17 protein-coding genes are annotated in these 15,114 nt (G+C 63.1%); 9 read left to right on the top strand and 8 right to left on the bottom strand.

Going from position 1 to position 15,114, the window contains the following annotated elements; translation table 11 throughout:
• Positions 1–44 precede the first annotated feature (44 nt).
• From AC2EAL_RS01180 to AC2EAL_RS01155, 6 genes are read right to left on the bottom strand one after another with little or no spacing between them, the layout of a single operon-like run.
• Positions 45–320, bottom strand: coding sequence for a hypothetical protein (locus AC2EAL_RS01180; RefSeq protein ID WP_484722344.1), 276 nt, complete (start codon positions 318–320; stop codon positions 45–47).
• Positions 317–991, bottom strand: a complete 675-nt coding sequence (locus AC2EAL_RS01175) for a hypothetical protein (protein ID WP_484722343.1) — start codon at positions 989–991, stop codon at positions 317–319. Before AC2EAL_RS01175 ends, AC2EAL_RS01180 begins: the two co-directional genes overlap by 4 nt.
• 39 nt (positions 992–1,030) lie before the next feature.
• Entirely contained in the window at positions 1,031–2,467 is a 1,437-nt protein-coding gene (locus tag AC2EAL_RS01170; protein WP_484722342.1) for an APC family permease, read from the bottom strand.
• Positions 2,464–2,637: a hypothetical protein gene (locus AC2EAL_RS01165; RefSeq protein WP_484722341.1), complete on the bottom strand. Its 174-nt coding sequence runs from the start codon at positions 2,635–2,637 to the stop codon at positions 2,464–2,466. Before AC2EAL_RS01165 ends, AC2EAL_RS01170 begins: the two co-directional genes overlap by 4 nt.
• 6 nt (positions 2,638–2,643) lie before the next feature.
• Complete coding sequence (locus AC2EAL_RS01160) at positions 2,644–3,021, bottom strand: hypothetical protein (RefSeq protein WP_484722340.1); 378 nt, start codon at positions 3,019–3,021, stop codon at positions 2,644–2,646.
• Complete coding sequence (locus tag AC2EAL_RS01155; protein ID WP_484722339.1) at positions 3,021–3,326, bottom strand: hypothetical protein; 306 nt, start codon at positions 3,324–3,326, stop codon at positions 3,021–3,023. The genes AC2EAL_RS01160 and AC2EAL_RS01155 overlap by 1 nt, the downstream gene beginning before the upstream one ends.
• 233 nt (positions 3,327–3,559) lie before the next feature.
• Between AC2EAL_RS01155 and AC2EAL_RS01150 the strand changes: the two genes are divergently transcribed.
• The 4 genes from AC2EAL_RS01150 to glnT are packed head-to-tail and all read left to right on the top strand — an operon-like array spanning position 3,560 to position 7,842.
• A complete protein-coding gene (locus AC2EAL_RS01150; RefSeq protein ID WP_484722338.1) occupies positions 3,560–4,456 on the top strand; it encodes a class II glutamine amidotransferase in 897 nt (298 codons plus the stop codon).
• Positions 4,457–4,460: 4 nt separating this feature from the next.
• Complete coding sequence (locus AC2EAL_RS01145; protein WP_484722337.1) at positions 4,461–5,150, top strand: protein GlxC; 690 nt, start codon at positions 4,461–4,463, stop codon at positions 5,148–5,150.
• Positions 5,151–5,157: 7 nt separating this feature from the next.
• Positions 5,158–6,486: an FMN-binding glutamate synthase family protein gene (locus AC2EAL_RS01140; RefSeq protein WP_484722336.1), complete on the top strand. Its 1,329-nt coding sequence runs from the start codon at positions 5,158–5,160 to the stop codon at positions 6,484–6,486.
• A gap of 48 nt (positions 6,487–6,534) precedes the next feature.
• The gene (gene glnT, locus AC2EAL_RS01135) at positions 6,535–7,842 is read left to right on the top strand and encodes a type III glutamate--ammonia ligase (protein ID WP_484722335.1); all 1,308 of its coding nucleotides are present in this window, start codon (positions 6,535–6,537) and stop codon (positions 7,840–7,842) included.
• A gap of 104 nt (positions 7,843–7,946) precedes the next feature.
• Here glnT and AC2EAL_RS01130 read toward each other — a convergent pair whose 3' ends face one another.
• Together AC2EAL_RS01130 and AC2EAL_RS01125 are read right to left on the bottom strand one after the other, a co-directional pair.
• A complete protein-coding gene (locus AC2EAL_RS01130; protein WP_484722334.1) occupies positions 7,947–8,624 on the bottom strand; it encodes a hypothetical protein in 678 nt (225 codons plus the stop codon).
• 68 nt (positions 8,625–8,692) lie between these two features.
• Complete coding sequence (locus AC2EAL_RS01125) at positions 8,693–9,055, bottom strand: cupin domain-containing protein (RefSeq protein ID WP_484722333.1); 363 nt, start codon at positions 9,053–9,055, stop codon at positions 8,693–8,695.
• A 112-nt stretch (positions 9,056–9,167) separates the two neighbouring features.
• Between AC2EAL_RS01125 and AC2EAL_RS01120 the strand changes: the two genes are divergently transcribed.
• The 5 genes from AC2EAL_RS01120 (at position 9,168) to AC2EAL_RS01100 (ending at position 15,028) form a co-directional block, all read left to right on the top strand.
• Positions 9,168–9,581, top strand: a complete 414-nt coding sequence (locus tag AC2EAL_RS01120) for a universal stress protein (RefSeq protein ID WP_484722332.1) — start codon at positions 9,168–9,170, stop codon at positions 9,579–9,581.
• 184 nt (positions 9,582–9,765) lie between these two features.
• Positions 9,766–11,109: an NAD(P)-binding domain-containing protein gene (locus tag AC2EAL_RS01115; RefSeq protein ID WP_484722331.1), complete on the top strand. Its 1,344-nt coding sequence runs from the start codon at positions 9,766–9,768 to the stop codon at positions 11,107–11,109.
• A gap of 238 nt (positions 11,110–11,347) precedes the next feature.
• Positions 11,348–12,733, top strand: coding sequence for an ammonium transporter (locus AC2EAL_RS01110; protein ID WP_484722330.1), 1,386 nt, complete (start codon positions 11,348–11,350; stop codon positions 12,731–12,733).
• A 13-nt stretch (positions 12,734–12,746) separates the two neighbouring features.
• Positions 12,747–12,911 carry a hypothetical protein gene (locus AC2EAL_RS01105; protein WP_484722329.1) on the top strand — a complete coding sequence of 55 codons (165 nt, stop codon included), beginning with the start codon at positions 12,747–12,749 and terminating at the stop codon, positions 12,909–12,911.
• 353 nt (positions 12,912–13,264) lie between these two features.
• On the top strand, positions 13,265–15,028 hold the full coding sequence (locus tag AC2EAL_RS01100; protein ID WP_484722328.1) for a trimethylamine N-oxide permease: 1,764 nt from the start codon (positions 13,265–13,267) through the stop codon (positions 15,026–15,028).
• The last annotated feature ends 86 nt before the right edge of the window (positions 15,029–15,114 follow it).

Below are 15,114 nucleotides of genomic sequence, written 5' to 3'. Positions count from 1 at the left end.
CGTCTTCGACTTCTCCTCGCCGACGTCAGCGACGAGGGACGAAGTCACCGAGGAGCGTTCCCGTGGCTCCACACCGCGTGGCGAATGCGGGCGGTCTTGTAGGCGTCGAGGATCGCCATCGCCCAGACGAAAAGCCCGCCCGAGACCTTGCCGACGAAGGAGACTTCTGGCGCGGCGGTCTTCAGGGTGAAGGCACCCAAGAGGATCGCGAAGCAGACGAAGATGAGGCCCCGCACCGGTTGGCGGTTCAGCACCTGGCCGACTCCCGGAAGGAGGATCGCGACGGCAAGGATAAGGTAAGGGTTCAGCGGCTTCTTCATGCGGGGTCCTTGAGCGCCAGCACATCCTGTCGGATCGCGGCGAGCCTGTCGAGCAGCGGCTCCAGCCGCGCAGGCGGCAGTGGCGCGCGACCCATCTCGGCCTCACGGAAGATCAGGAACCGGCCACGGTCCGCTTCCTCGGCCAGGATCACGATGCGGAGGCCCTTGGGGGAGAGGACCAGCTCCTTGACGCGCGGGTCCTGGAACAGATCGGCATGGCGAGCGATCAGATCGGGCGGCGGAATGCGGGTCGCGTCGTCGCTGCGAATGGCGATGTCCTTCGGCAGCTCGGGCGGAGTGGGCAGCGACTGGGGCAGGGTGGCGAACTTCGTGAAGGGTTCGTTGCCCGATGGCCGTGCCATGAGGTTGAGTGAGGCGTCCAGCGGCAAGGGTTCGGGCAGGGTGACCAGGACCCAAAGCGCGGGGAGCTTGCGGAAGGTCAGGGTGTCGGGGACGGCCTGCAGGTCGAAGGCGAGGCCAGCGCGGCGGCCGGTCATGCGGGGGAAGCCGGTCGGTTGGACGCGGGTTTCGCCGCCGTCGAAGAGGGGTTTCACCGCGTCGAAATAGCTCGCGCGGGCGGCCGTGCGGGCGCGGGTTTCGCGGATCAGGCGGAGGGCGAGCCAGAGGCCAAGGGCGGCGAGGGCGAGGCCGAGGGGGACAAGTGGGGACATGGGAAAAGGCCCGCGCTTTCGAGGCGCGGGCCATGTGCCTTAGTAGCCCCGGGGTTTCGGCCAGGGCATGGTGAACTGCGCCCCCCGGTTCACGAAGCGATACCGCCAGAAGTGGAACCAGAGCGACACCACGATATAGAAACCGATCATCGCCACCAGCTGGGTCCCGTAGCCCAGGAACACCGCGAAGAAGGTCACACCGCACAAGGTCAGCAGCGTGATCGCGGGGATCGGGTGGAACGGGTGTTCATAGCCGCGCTTGATCGTCTCCAACGGCCACTTGCGCCGGAAGAGGATGATGTTGAGCGGCATGAAGGTATAGCCCAGAAGGCCCGAGAGGATCGAGAAGGTGATCACCTGGTCGAGCGGGGCGCCAAGGGCGAAGATCAGCGCGATGGGGACGAGGAAGACGATCGACCGGTAGGGGGTGCGGTACTTCGGGTGAACCGCGCCGAACCAGCCGGGCAGGTACTTGTCGCGGCCCATGGCGAACCAGGCCCGCGAGGCGTCGTTGATGCAGCCGTTGGCGCTGGCGAGCGTGGCGAAGAGGGTGCCGAAGCCCAGAAGCCAGACGAGGGCGGTGGAGCCCGACAGACGCGCCGTGTCGAAGAGCGGCGCCACCGAGCCGTTGACGCCATCGCCCAGGTACTCCCACGGCAGGACGCCCGAGCAGACGTACCAGGTGAGGGTCGCGGCGATGAGGAGGGTCATGATCCCGGCCAGCGTACCGAACGGCAGAGCGCGGGCGGGGGAGCGGACTTCCTCGGCGGCTTGCGTGGTGCCCTCGATCCCAAGGTAGTACCAGAGGCCGAAGTGCATGGCGGCGAGGACGCCGATCCAGCCGTATGGCAGCTCATGGCCCTCGAACAGCGCCGCATGCTCCATGATCCCAGCCCCGAGGATGCCAGAGGTGGACAGGAACAGGACGATGATGGCGAGGAAGGCGATGGCGGTAATGACCAGGTTGAAGGTCAGCGTCGCAAGGACCCCGCGGTAGTTCAGCCAGGCCAGGAACATGATGACCAGGATGATGAACGGCCGCTGGTCCAGCGCGCCTTCGTGCCCGGTCATCGCCGCCACGACCGAGAAGAGATAGCCTGCCGTGATCGCATTGGCGGCTTCCAGCATGGTGTAGGCGAAGACGAGGTAGAGGCCGACGTTGAAGGCCATCAGCGGGCCGATGATGTGCTTGGCCTGGGTGTACTGGCCCCCGGCCGAGGCGACGGTCGAGGTGACCTCCGAGTCGATCATTGCGACGCAGGAATAAAGGATGCCCGCGAACCAGCAGGCGATCAGCGCCGCATAGGCCCCACCTTTGCCGACGGCGAAGTTCCAGCCCATGTATTCGCCGACCAGAACGATGCCGACGCCCAGGGCCCAGACATGGGCCGGGCCAAGGACGCGGAGAAGGCCGACCTTGGTGCCATGCGGCCCCATGCCGTCCATCGTTTGCGAGGTGATATCAACCTGGGTCATGATTTCACCTTGTGCTCTTCGGCCATCGCCTCAAGCTCGCCTTCGCGCGAGGAGGTGAGGACATCTTCCGAATAGGTCGAGTCGGTCTTCAGCCAGTCGACCAGCATGTGCAGCCCGAACAGGGCAGAAAGCCCCCAGGCGCCGTATTCAAGCCAGTTCCACAGATCCATGGCGGCTTACTCCCCGAATTTTTCTGAAATGACCTCGCGGTATTCCACTTCGGAAAACCGCAGGATCAGGAAGTAGTACAGAAGGATGACCGCGATCATCGTCAGCAGCGCAGTGACCGAGAAGCTGTAGTCGAACCGCGCGAGGATCAAGTCATGCGCGCTTTCGGGCGTGTAGCCGAGCGCCTCGTACTTGGCCGATTGCGCCTCGGTCTGGCCGAGCGTCTCCCAGGTGGGGTTGGTGACCGGCGTCGCAACGGACTTCGCCGCGCCCGCCATCCCAAGCCATAAGGGCACGAACAGCGCGCCGACGGTCAGGACGACCAGCACGATCACGTCGAACAGCTGGCTCGCCTTGCCTTGCTTCGGAGGTTCATAGTGCGCCATCACTTCCTCCCCCCACTCTTCAGCCCTCGGGCTTCGTCGAGGAACTTGATGTCGAGGCCGTACATGAAGTCGCGGTCCTCGCGGTAATGCCGCAGCATCGCGAGGATCGCGGCGGTGTTGAAGATCAGGACGATGGCGCCGCCGATCAGTAGAAGCGTCCTGGCACCGGGCGCCTCGGGCGGGGCCAGTCCCCATGTTGCCCAGGCAACGAAGATCACGGCAAACCAGAGGCCGATCACGAACGCCCATGCCACCAGCACGTCGCGTTTGTGCATCGCCTCAATCCGCTGATTAAGGTCTCCCACAGTTCCCTCCCTTGGGCTCTTATGTGACCCGTGCAACGCGGCCCCGACGCTTTCCCTGCACGGCAAATTTGTTTTCCTTAGGGAAAGCCACCTGCGACAATCTGTCAAGAAAAACCGCAGATGCCTGCATATTAAGCAGCGATTTTCCCGACAGGTGAAAAATGTTTCTCCCCAGTTGATAGAGCGAAAGCCCGGTGCTAGCGTAGCTGCAACGACGAGAAGGAGGCGAATCCATGTGCGGCATCGTTGGGCTGTTCCTGAAGGACCCGAAGCTGGAGCCGAAGCTGGGGGCCATGCTGACAGACATGCTGATCACCATGACTGACCGCGGGCCGGACAGCGCGGGCATCGCGATCTACAGCGGGGCGAAGGATGGATTGGGCAAGCTGACGATCCAGTCAGCCAACCCCGACAAGGACTTCAAGGACCTGGACGGCGATCTGCATGACGCCATCGGCCAGCCGGTGACGATGCTGGTCAAGTCGACCCATGCCGTGCTGGAGGTGCCGCTGGCACAGTTGGACGCCGCCCGTTCCGCCTTGGCCCATCTGCGCCCGGGCGTGAAGGTCATGAGCGCCGGGGATTCCATCGAGATCTTCAAGGAAGTGGGCTTGCCCAAGGACGTGGCCGCCCGCTTTGAAGTGTCGAAGATGAAGGGCACCCACGGCATCGGGCATACCCGCATGGCGACCGAATCCGCGGTGACGACGATGGGCGCGCACCCGTTCTCCACCGGGTCCGACCAGTGCCTGGTGCACAACGGCTCCCTTTCCAACCACAACGGCGTCCGGCGCGAGCTGAAGCGCCTTGGCATGACCTTCGAGACCGAGAACGACACTGAGGTCGGCGCGGCCTTCATCAGCCACAAGCTGCAAACGGGTGAGACGCTGGGCAATGCGCTGGAGGCGACGCTGACCGACCTCGACGGCTTCTTCACCTTCGTCGTCGGCACCAAGAACGGCTTTGGCGTCGTCCGCGACCCGATCGCCTGCAAACCGGCCGTCATGGCCGAGACCGATCAGTACGTCGCCTTCGGGTCGGAATACCGGGCGCTGGTGAACCTGCCGGGCATCGAGGACGCCCGCGTCTGGGAGCCGGAACCCGCAACTGTGTACTTCTGGGAGCGTTGAGAGAATGCAGACCTTCGACCTGGGGAAAGAGGGCCTGCGGGCGCTGAACTCCTCGCTTCACGCCCTGAAGGGCCAGACCAACATGACGGCCTGGGAAGTCATCAACCCGAAAGGCGCGCATGCGATTGCTGCCGGGGTGGACGCGCCGGTGGATATCACGGTGCGCGGGTCCACGGGCTATTACTGCGCTGGCATGAACAAGCAGGCGACGATCCGGATCAAGGGCTCGGCGGGGCCGGGTGTGGCGGAAAACATGATGTCGGGCACCGTCATCATCGACGGCAATGCCAGCCAGTATGCCGGGGCCACGGGCCGCGGCGGGCTCTTGGTCATCAAGGGCAATGCCTCGTCCCGCTGCGGTGTGTCGATGAAGGGCATCGACATCGTCGTCCACGGCTCCATCGGCCACATGTCGGCCTTCATGGCGCAGTCCGGGAACCTTGTCGTGTTGGGCGATGCCGGGGATGCGCTGGGCGACTCGCTCTATGAAGCGCGGCTGTTCGTACGTGGCACGGTAAAATCGCTGGGGGCTGACTGCATCGAGAAAGAAATGCGGGACGAACACTACGTGATCCTGGAGGAGCTGCTGCGGCGGGGTGAGGCCGACCACAAGGCCAAGCCCGAGGAATTCCGCCGTTACGGCAGCGCCCGCAAACTCTATAATTTCAACATCGACAACGCGTCGTCGTACTGAGGCAGCAATGAGCGATCTTCCCCGTACCCCGCCCCGTTTCTCGGCCACCTTCACCCCTGCGGTGAACGCCGAAATCCGCCGCGCGGCTGCCTCTGGCATCTACGACATCCGCGGCGGCGGCACGAAGCGCCACCTGCCGCATTTCGATGACCTCCTGTTCCTTGGCGCGTCGATCTCGCGTTACCCGCTGGAAGGCTACCGCGAGAAATGTGCGACGGACGTGTGGCTTGGCACCCGTTTCGCCAAGAAACCGATCCATCTGGACATCCCGATCACCATCGCCGGGATGTCCTTCGGCGCGCTGTCGGGGCCGGCCAAGGAAGCGCTGGGCCGCGGTGCAACCGCTGCCGGGACCTCGACCACCACCGGCGATGGCGGGATGACCGAGGAAGAGCGCGGCCATTCCAAGACGCTGGTCTATCAGTATCTGCCCAGCCGTTACGGGATGAACCCCGATGACCTGCGCCGCTGTGATGCGATCGAGGTGGTCGTTGGCCAGGGCGCAAAGCCTGGCGGCGGCGGAATGCTGCTGGGCCAGAAGATTTCCGACCGCGTGGCAAACATGCGGAACCTGCCCAAGGGGATCGACCAGCGCAGTGCCTGCCGGCATCCGGACTGGACCGGGCCGGATGATCTGGAAATCAAGATCATGGAACTGCGCGAGATCACCGATTGGGAGAAGCCGATCTACGTCAAGGTCGGCGGTGCGCGGCCCTACTATGACACGGCGCTTGCGGTGAAAGCGGGCGCGGACGTGGTGGTGCTGGACGGCATGCAGGGCGGCACGGCGGCGACGCAGGACGTGTTCATCGAACATGTCGGCATGCCGATCCTCGCTTGCATCCCGCAAGCGGTTAAGGCGCTGCAGGATCTGGGCATGCACCGTAAGGTACAGCTGATCGTCTCGGGCGGTATCCGGTCGGGTGCGGATGTGGCGAAGGCGATGGCCTTGGGCGCGGATGCGGTGGCCATCGGGACAGCGGCGTTGATCGCGCTCGGCGACAACGACCCGAAATGGGAAGAGGAATACCAGAAGCTTGGCACCACGGCGGATGCCTATGACGACTGGCACGAGGGCCGCGACCCGGCCGGGATCACCACGCAGGACCCGGAGCTTTACAAGCGCTTCGACCCGGTGCTGGGCGGTCGTCGCCTGAAGAACTACCTCAAGGTGATGACGCTGGAGGCGCAGACCATCGCGCGGGCCTGCGGCAAGAACCACCTGCACAATCTGGAGCCCGAGGACCTCTGCTCCTTGACCATCGAGGCGGCGGCGATGGCGGGGGTTCCGCTGGCAGGGACCAACTGGATACCGGGACGGAACGGCGGCTGGTAAGGCCGCCGTTTCCCATTCAACGATAGAAAAGACCAGGGAGTTACAGTGATGGCGAAAGATCTGGCCAAGTGGGCCAAGGACAAGGGCGTCAAGTATTTCATGATCTCCTACACCGACCTGTTCGGTGGGCAGCGCGCGAAACTGGTGCCGACGCAGGCGATCAACGACATGGCGGTGGACGGGGCGGGGTTCGCGGGCTTTGCGACCTGGCTGGACCTCACGCCCGCGCACCCCGACCTGATGGCGGTGCCGGACCCGGATTCTGTGATCCAGCTGCCCTGGAAGAAAGAGGTCGCCTGGGTCGCCGCCCGCGCGACGATGGAGGAAAAGCTCGTCGACCAGGCCCCCCGCAACGTGCTGGAGAAGCTGATCGCCGAGGCCGCGAAGGAAGGCCTGCGCGTCAAGACGGGCGTGGAGCCCGAGTTCTTCATCCTGAACGCTGACGGCTCGGGGCCGTCAGACGTCTACGACACTGCCGAGAAGCCCTGCTACGACCAGCAGGCGGTGATGCGGCGCTATGACGTCATCTCTGAGATCTGCGACTACATGCTGGAATTGGGCTGGGAGGCCTACCAGAACGACCACGAAGACGCGATCGGCCAGTTCGAGATGAACTGGAAGTACGACGACGTCCTGCAGACGGCGGACAAGCACAGCTTCTTCAAGTTCATGGTCAAGTCGATTGCCGAAAAGCACGGCTTCCGCGCGACCTTCATGCCGAAGCCGTTCAAGGGGCTGACCGGGTCGGGCTGCCACGCCCATATCTCGGTCTGGACGCTGGACGGGAAGAAGAACGCCTTCGCCGACGCGAAGAAGGAACTGGGGCTGTCCGATCAGGGGCGGCACTTCCTGGGCGGGATCATGAAGCATGCCTCGGCGCTGGCGGCGATCACCAACCCGACGGTGAACAGCTACAAGCGGATCAATGCGCCCCGGACGACGAGCGGAGCCACCTGGGCGCCGAACACGGTGACCTGGACCGGGAACAACCGGACCCACATGGTCCGCGTGCCGGGGCCGGGGCGGTTCGAGTTGCGGCTGCCGGACGGTGCGGCGAACCCCTATCTGATGCAGGCGGTGATCCTGGCCGCGGGCATCGACGGGGTGCGGACGAAGGCGGACCCGGGGCGGCGCTACGACATCGACATGTACCAGGACGGGCACAAGGTGAAGGGAGCGCCGAAGCTGCCGTTGAACCTCTTGGATGCGCTTCGGGAGTACGACAAGGACCGGACCCTGAAGGCGATGATGGGGGACGAGTTCTCGGCCGCCTACCTCAAGCTGAAGCACAAGGAATGGAACGACTATTGCAGCCATTTCTCGGCCTGGGAGACGCAGACGACGCTGGACATCTAAGGTCTGTCCACGGTGGACAAATCTGGATCAAAAAGCGATTACAAATACTTGGCCGTGGGCGTTAGGGAAATGTAAATCTTTGCCCACGGCCTTCGTGGAACGCGTCACTGCATCAAGGCCATGAACCAGGACGAGTTGCGCAAGTCGATGTAGAAGAGGCGGAAGGCGGCATAGGTCAGGATGGCTCCGGCCAAGTAGTAAAGCGGGACTCGGCGGAGGGCGCTGCCGCGCCGGAAAAGGCCGAAAGTCCCGATCAGCAGCGTAAGCATGGTAGCTGCCAGCGCCGCGAGCAGGGCGAGGCCCGAGACCACGTTGTCAGTATTGGGGCTCACCAGACGCGCCGCCGCAGCGAGGAACAGGCTGAAACAGGCGATACCACCGAAGAAAAGCCCGAAGAGCATCGGCCCGAGGGACGACCTGCCTGACGACGGAAGCGGATCGGCCACGTTCGACGCCAGCGCCGGTCCTTTCCGCAGCGACTGCCAAAAGAGCACGATCCCGAAGATGAGGACCGCAAACGCCCCTAGTCCGATACCGATGGCCAGCCCTACGCCGCCATCCGCACGCAGCTTGTCATAGTTTTCGTTGGCAAACCGTATCAGACCGCTTCCGGTCAGAATGACGAGAACAGAGATGACCATCAGGACAAGGTTCGGGCCCCGAGCCTTTGACGCGGCCGCCGCGGTTCGACCGGACGCAGGACGATAGCCAGAGTTATCGGCGATCCGGCGCAGCCGTTCCTGAAAATCGTCGTTCGACATCGTGATGCCTTTCGGTTGCATGCCTTGGTAACTTTCCCCATTGGCATAGCCGAAGCAATGCACTTGAAGTGTCCGTAGGCCGCGCCGCCTTAGTCCACCGATGTTTCCGGTCCGGCGAAATGGACGGCCAGCAGGCAGCCGTTCGGGGTGTAGGAGTTGTGTTCCGTCCCTCCGTGGTAGAAGTCGACGTCTCCGGCCCGCAGGACGGTGCCGTCGCTTTCGTGCAGATCGCCTTCGAGGATCAGGAACTGTTCGTGCCCGTTGTGGCGGTGACCGCGCGTCGTCATGCCGGGGGGCATGCAGTAGACGTGGAAACCCACCCCAAGTTCTTGTTCGTCGTCCAGCTGAAGGACGGCATCGCCAAGTGCCATGCCATCGGGAAAGACGAAGGGCTTGAACTCTGCACTATGGATGCTGGCGACCTTGCGGTCCTTTGGATCGATCGGCTGCATCGCACCCTTCTTTTCTTTACCCCCGAGTAAAATTTCTTGACGCAGGTCAAGGCGGCATCCGGCGATCAATGGTTCCTTTCTGCCAAGGTCTATCAAGCCAAGGATGGAAGCGATGACAGCCAAGATACTCTGCCCCACCGACGGATCGGACCACGCCACCATCGGGGTCCTCCTTTCCGCCGAAGTCGCCAAGGCAACTGGCGGCCATCTGACGATCTGCGCCGTCAACATCGCGCATGGCGGGGTGCGCGGGCCGACGATAAGCCATTGGCGGCCCGAGGAGGTCCAGAAGGTCCTGAGCGAGGCAGAAGCGCTTGCCAAGAGCGAAGGCGCGACAGATGTCGGCGTGGTTGAGGTTGTCGCCCGTGAAGCAGCCCCGGCAATCATCGCCTATGCCGAGCAGAACGGGTACACCCACATCGTCATGGGCACCGGCGACAAGCGTGGCTTGCAGCGGCTGGTGCTGGGGTCCGTCGCCAGTGAAGTGGCGACTCGCGCACATTGCACCGTGACCATTGCCCGTTAGGCATCTTCCCGCCTAACATTCTTGCAGCGGTTGTGATCCCGGACCCCGGAGCCCCTGGTTTCGGGGTCCGGCGTGTTTACCGTGAGTAAGAATATTTGACACAGGCGCAACAGAGTCCTTAGGCTAGCGCAAAATCCAGACGCCCCCAAGCGCCTGAAAAGAATCCAACATCCGGAGGTTGACCATGACTAAGAGAGTAGCCGTCATCGGAGCGGGGCCGTCGGGCCTGGCGCAACTGCGCGCGTTCCAGTCGGCAAAGGCCAAGGGTGAGGCGATCCCCGAAATCGTCTGCTTTGAAAAGCAGTCGAACTGGGGCGGGTTGTGGAACTACACCTGGCGCACGGGCCTGGATGAGCATGGCGAGCCGGTCCACTGCTCCATGTACCGCTATCTCTGGTCGAACGGCCCGAAGGAGGGTCTGGAATTCGCCGATTACTCGTTTGAGGAACACTTCGGCAAGCAGATCGCCAGCTACCCGCCGCGCGCCGTGCTGTTCGACTATATCCAGGGCAGGGTGCAGAAGGCGGGGGTCCGTGACTGGATCCGTTTCTCGACCACCGTCCGCATGGTCAACTACAACAAGGACAAGGGGAATTTCACCGTCACGGTGCATGACCTGAAGAACGACCGGATGTATTCGGAAGACTTCGACAACGTCGTTGTCTGCTCGGGCCACTTCAGCGTGCCGAACGTGCCGGAGTATCCGGGCTTCGACAAGTTCAATGGCCGCGTCCTGCACGCGCACGACTTCCGCGACGCGCGCGAGTTTGCGGGCAAGGACCTGCTGATCCTGGGCACGTCCTATTCGGCCGAGGACATCGGCAGCCAGTGCTGGAAGTACGGGGCGAAGTCGATCACCGTGGCGCACCGCAATGCGCCGATGGGCTTTGACTGGCCGTCGAACTGGAAGGAAGTGCCAAAGCTGGAGCGGGTGGACGAGAACACCGCCTATTTCAAGGACGGCACGTCCAAGAAGGTGGACGCGATCATCCTGTGCACCGGTTACAAGCACCACTTCCCGTTCCTACCCGATGATCTGCGGCTGAAAACGGCGAACCGGCTGGCAACGGCGGACCTCTACAAGGGCGTGGTCTGGGTTCACAACCCCAAGCTGTTCTACATCGGCATGCAGGACCAGTGGTTCACCTTCAACATGTTCGACGCGCAGGCCTGGTGGGTGCGTGACGCGATCATGGGCAAGATCAAGATCCCGACTGACAAGGCGGTGCTGCTGAAGGACGTCGAGGACCGCGTGGCGCATGAGGATGCCGGCAATGATGCCCATGACGCGATCCACTATCAGGGCGACTATGTGAAGGAGCTGATCGCCGAAACGGACTATCCGTCCTTCGACGTGGACGGCGCCTGCGAGGCCTTCTTCGAGTGGAAGGACCACAAGAAGAAGGGGATCATGACCTTCCGCGACAACGCCTACAAGTCGGTCATCACCGGCACGATGGCTCCGGTCCACCACACGCCCTGGAAGGACGCGCTGGAGGATTCGATGGAAAGCTATCTGCGCAACTAGGCGCATATGCAGACGGAGAAGGCCCCGGCATCGCCCGGGGCCTTTTTCGTTTCGCGGACTCGCGGTTGCTGAATTCTTCGGCAGAGCCGACCATTTGTGGCGAAACTTTGGTCACATTATGTCGAAAGCCTGGCTCGGCCTGAAACTAAATTGCTTCACCTCCCTGCTTGCCGCCGTCAGCGGCCTAACCTGACAACGAGCCCCGGGGACAGGGGCGCAACAGCTGGGGAGTGTTTGCATGGAAGAACAGATTGCCGCCCTCACGGCGGAGCTTGCCACGATGAAGGAGAGCCTGGCCGGGCTGAACCGGACCACGGCGGAAACCTTCTACTGGCTGACCATTCCGCTGATGGTCCTGATCCACGCGGGGTTCCTGTCCTACGAGATGGGGGCCAGCCGCGCAAAGAATGCCTTGGCCTCGGGCATCAAGAACATCCTCGCTTTCGCCTTCATCATCCCGACGTTCTATTTTGTGGGTTGGTGGATCTATAACGCCTTCCCGTCGGGCTTAACGATGGCGCCGGGTCCCTTGGGGATCAGCGGAGCGGAATGGGCAGCGGCAGCGACACCTCTCAGCCAGACCATGGGGCCGAATGTCTCGGACAGCGTGACGGGGGTGTTCTTCGGCGCCTTCGCGATGTTCGCGGCGACGACGGCCAGCATCATGTCCGGCAGTCTGATCGAACGGGTGCGGATCATTGGCTTCACCATCCTGGCCATCGTGCTGGGCAGCTTCGTCTGGATCCTGGGCGCGGCGTGGGGCTGGCATGCGGATGGCTGGCTGGTCACGACCTTCGGCTATCATGACTTCGGCGCCTCGGGCGTGGTTCATGCCATCGCCGGGTTCTTCACGCTGGGGGTGCTGATCAACCTTGGCGCGCGGATCGGGAAGTTCAACCCGGACGGGACGGCGAACGCGATTGCCGGGCACTCGATGCCGATGGCGCTGGTCGGGCTGATGCTGATCATCGCGGGCTTCTGGGGGTTCCTGATGGGCTGCGTGATCTTCCCGGGTGAGCCGTGGAGCTGGGGGTCGGGCATCTTCCATTCGATCTACGGAACGCCCGTGACCCTGTCGGCGATGACCTTCAACATCCTGATGGGCTTTGCCGGAGGCGCGATTGCGGCCTGGGTGATGACGCATGACCCGTTCTGGATGATGTCCGGGGCGCTCGGTGGGATCATCAGCGTCGCGGCGGGGCTGGATCTGTACTGGCCGCCGATGGCCTTCGTGATCGCAATGATCGGTGGGGCGATCATGCCGTTGGTCGCAGGCTACGTCGAAAAGCTGCGGATCGACGACGCGGTGGGCGCGGTGGCGCTGCATGGCGTGGTGGGTCTGTGGGGCGTGGTGGCCGTGGGCATCTTTGCCAGCGGTTATCCGGCGCTGACGGGCGAAGGGGCGCCGACGATCACGCTGTACGGTCAGGTGGTGGGCGCGCTGGTGATGGCAGCCCTGGGCTTCATCCCGGGCTATCTGGTGTCACTGGTCCTGGCCAAGCTTGGCATGCTGCGCGTGCCGGATTCGGCCGAGCTTCTGGGTCTCGACAAGGTCAAGGTCCCGGTCGAAGCCTACCCCGAGTTCCTGGGCGCGCGGCCCGCGCCTGCAACCCCTGCCGAGTGAAAGGAGAGCTGCAATGCTGATCGGAACCAACATCACGGACTGGGCGGCCGTAGAAGGTGCCTACTATGCCGGCCAGGGGACGGAAGGAATCTGGTTGGGCCTGTCGATGCTCCTCTGCGTTGTTGCCCTGATTGCCGGGGCACGGCACGAAAAGGCCGCCTACAAGAAAGCCGGCTGACAGGTCTGACTTGACCAGATGACCCGCATCGGGTCGAGTGCGGATCCGGGGGTGACCCCGGGTCCGCGCGGTTTTTTGGGCACTCTGCGCGGCATACCGCCGCTTACCCATGTGCCGGGAAACAAATTTTCGCCTAGATAAAATTCTTCTCGCCTTGCGTGCAAGAGCATGCTTTTCTCGCGACATCAGGCCGCAGCCATGGCTGGCCTGAGACGATTCTGCGCCGCGTGGCGAAGGCCGAGGAGCATACAAGACCTCACGACGATCTGGCGCAAGACACCCAACCGGACATTCGGCAAGACGGGCAGTGCATAAGCCCAAGGTCGGTTTGTCCGTCCAACAGGAGAGAGGGAATGACGACTGAAACTGGATCGGGCCAAATGGTCCGAGCGTTAAGCTGGAAGGGCGCCTTCTGGGTAGCGGCAGGTGTGCCGCCACTGGTGCTGTTCTCGATTGGCGGGATCGCGGGGACGACCGGGCAACTGGCCTTCCTGGTCTGGATGATCTCGATGGTGATGGGTTTCCTGCAGAGCTTTACCTATGCCGAGATGGCGGGGATGTTCGGCAACAAGTCCGGGGGGACCTCGGTCTATGGGGCGACGGCCTGGCTGCGCTATGGCAAGCTGATCGCGCCCTTATCAGTATGGTGCAACTGGTTCGCCTGGTCGCCGGTGCTGTCCTTGGGCTGTGCCATCGCCGCGGGCTATATCCTGAACGCGCTGTTCCCGATCCCCTTGGCGGACAGCCAGCCGGTGATCGACTGGGTGACTGCGAACATCGCCAACTACACCGCCGAGACGCAATCGGTCATCGACTACATGGCCGCAAACGCGGGCACTGCCGTCGAGGATGCGATCAAGGCGGTCGCGGCAGCGGATGGCGTCGCTGCGCTGACCCCCGCCTTCCGCGTCTGGGAGGCCTATGCTCTCACCATCCCGGGGCTTGGGACGCTGCACTTCAACTCGACCTTCGTGATCGGCGTGATCCTGATGCTGATCATCCTGTTCATCCAGGAGCGCGGCATCGCCTCGACGGCAAGCGCACAGAAGTATCTGGCGATCATCGTGCTGGTTCCGCTGCTGCTGGTGGGCCTGGTGCCGCTGTTGAACGGGTCGATCAACTGGATGAACGTGACCAACCTGGTGCCTCCGACCGCGGCCTATTCCGGCGAGAACGGCGATTGGAACATCGGTGGCTGGACGTTGTTCCTTGGCGGTCTCTACATTGCGGCCTGGTCGACCTACGGCTTTGAAACCGCGGTCTGCTATACCCGCGAACTGAAGGACCCGAAGACCGATACCTTCCGGGCTATCTTCTATTCCGGCCTTCTTTGCGTCGTGTTCTTCTTCCTGATCCCCTTCTCGTTCCAGGGGGTCTACGGGGTGGAAGGGATGCTGGCAGGCGGCATCGTCGATGGCACCGGCGTGGGCGAGGCGATGGGCAACATGATCGGCGGCGGGCCGGTGATCACCCAGATCTTCGTGATCCTGATGATCATGGCGCTGTTCCTGGCGATCATGACCGCGATGGCTGGCTCGTCACGGACGCTGTATCAGGGGTCGCGCGATGGCTGGCTGCCGAAGTATCTGGGCAGCGTCAACGATCACGGCGCGCCGCGCAATGCGATGTGGACCGACTTCGCCTTCAACGTGATCCTGCTGGCGCTGGCCTCGGACATTGCGGGGTACTTCTACGTTCTGGCGATTTCCAACGTCGGCTACATCCTGTTCAACTTCCTGAACCTGAATGCCGGCTGGATCCACCGCATCGACAGCGCCCACATGGAGCGTCCGTGGCGGGCCCCGACCTGGCTGATCGGGCTGAACACGATCCTGGCCTTCGTCAACGCCCTGTTCCTGGGCGCGGGCGCCAAGGTCTGGGGCTATGAGAACGCGCTGTGGTCGGGGCTGATCTTCGCGGCCTTCATCTTCCCGGTGTTCTGGTATCGCCACTACATCGTGGACGGCGGCAAGTTCCCGAAGGAAGCCTATGACGACCTGGGCCTGCCCTATGGCGAGCTGGGCGAGAGGAAGGCGGGCGTCCTGCCCTACCTCGCGCTGATCCTGGGGGCTGCTGTGGTTCTTTGGGCGAACTGGTTCTTCGTCCTGCCTGGCTGACCCTAGGGCAAATCGCACCGGAAAAGGCCGTCCCAAAGGGGCGGCCTTTTTCTTGGGCGGATGTTTTCTGACAAGAAAGATTGTTG

It is taken from the genome of Tabrizicola sp. T74 (assembly GCF_057219935.1).
The sequence above is the reverse complement of the archived record's forward strand: the minus strand, read 5'-3'. Positions and strand labels throughout refer to the sequence as shown.

Coding starts and splice junctions, on each gene's coding strand:
- AC2EAL_RS01145 (WP_484722337.1), top strand. CDS start 4,461: ATGCAGACCTTCGACCTGGGGAAAGAGGGCCTGCGGGCGCTGAACTCC.
- glnT (WP_484722335.1), top strand. CDS start 6,535: ATGGCGAAAGATCTGGCCAAGTGGGCCAAGGACAAGGGCGTCAAGTAT.
- AC2EAL_RS01105 (WP_484722329.1), top strand. CDS start 12,747: ATGCTGATCGGAACCAACATCACGGACTGGGCGGCCGTAGAAGGTGCC.
- AC2EAL_RS01110 (WP_484722330.1), top strand. CDS start 11,348: ATGGAAGAACAGATTGCCGCCCTCACGGCGGAGCTTGCCACGATGAAG.
- AC2EAL_RS01120 (WP_484722332.1), top strand. CDS start 9,168: ATGACAGCCAAGATACTCTGCCCCACCGACGGATCGGACCACGCCACC.
- AC2EAL_RS01150 (WP_484722338.1), top strand. CDS start 3,560: ATGTGCGGCATCGTTGGGCTGTTCCTGAAGGACCCGAAGCTGGAGCCG.
- AC2EAL_RS01130 (WP_484722334.1), bottom strand. CDS start 8,624: ATGCAACCGAAAGGCATCACGATGTCGAACGACGATTTTCAGGAACGG.
- AC2EAL_RS01165 (WP_484722341.1), bottom strand. CDS start 2,637: ATGGATCTGTGGAACTGGCTTGAATACGGCGCCTGGGGGCTTTCTGCC.
- AC2EAL_RS01140 (WP_484722336.1), top strand. CDS start 5,158: ATGAGCGATCTTCCCCGTACCCCGCCCCGTTTCTCGGCCACCTTCACC.
- AC2EAL_RS01180 (WP_484722344.1), bottom strand. CDS start 320: ATGAAGAAGCCGCTGAACCCTTACCTTATCCTTGCCGTCGCGATCCTC.
- AC2EAL_RS01115 (WP_484722331.1), top strand. CDS start 9,766: ATGACTAAGAGAGTAGCCGTCATCGGAGCGGGGCCGTCGGGCCTGGCG.
- AC2EAL_RS01160 (WP_484722340.1), bottom strand. CDS start 3,021: ATGGCGCACTATGAACCTCCGAAGCAAGGCAAGGCGAGCCAGCTGTTC.
- AC2EAL_RS01170 (WP_484722342.1), bottom strand. CDS start 2,467: ATGACCCAGGTTGATATCACCTCGCAAACGATGGACGGCATGGGGCCG.
- AC2EAL_RS01100 (WP_484722328.1), top strand. CDS start 13,265: ATGACGACTGAAACTGGATCGGGCCAAATGGTCCGAGCGTTAAGCTGG.
- AC2EAL_RS01125 (WP_484722333.1), bottom strand. CDS start 9,055: ATGCAGCCGATCGATCCAAAGGACCGCAAGGTCGCCAGCATCCATAGT.
- AC2EAL_RS01175 (WP_484722343.1), bottom strand. CDS start 991: ATGTCCCCACTTGTCCCCCTCGGCCTCGCCCTCGCCGCCCTTGGCCTC.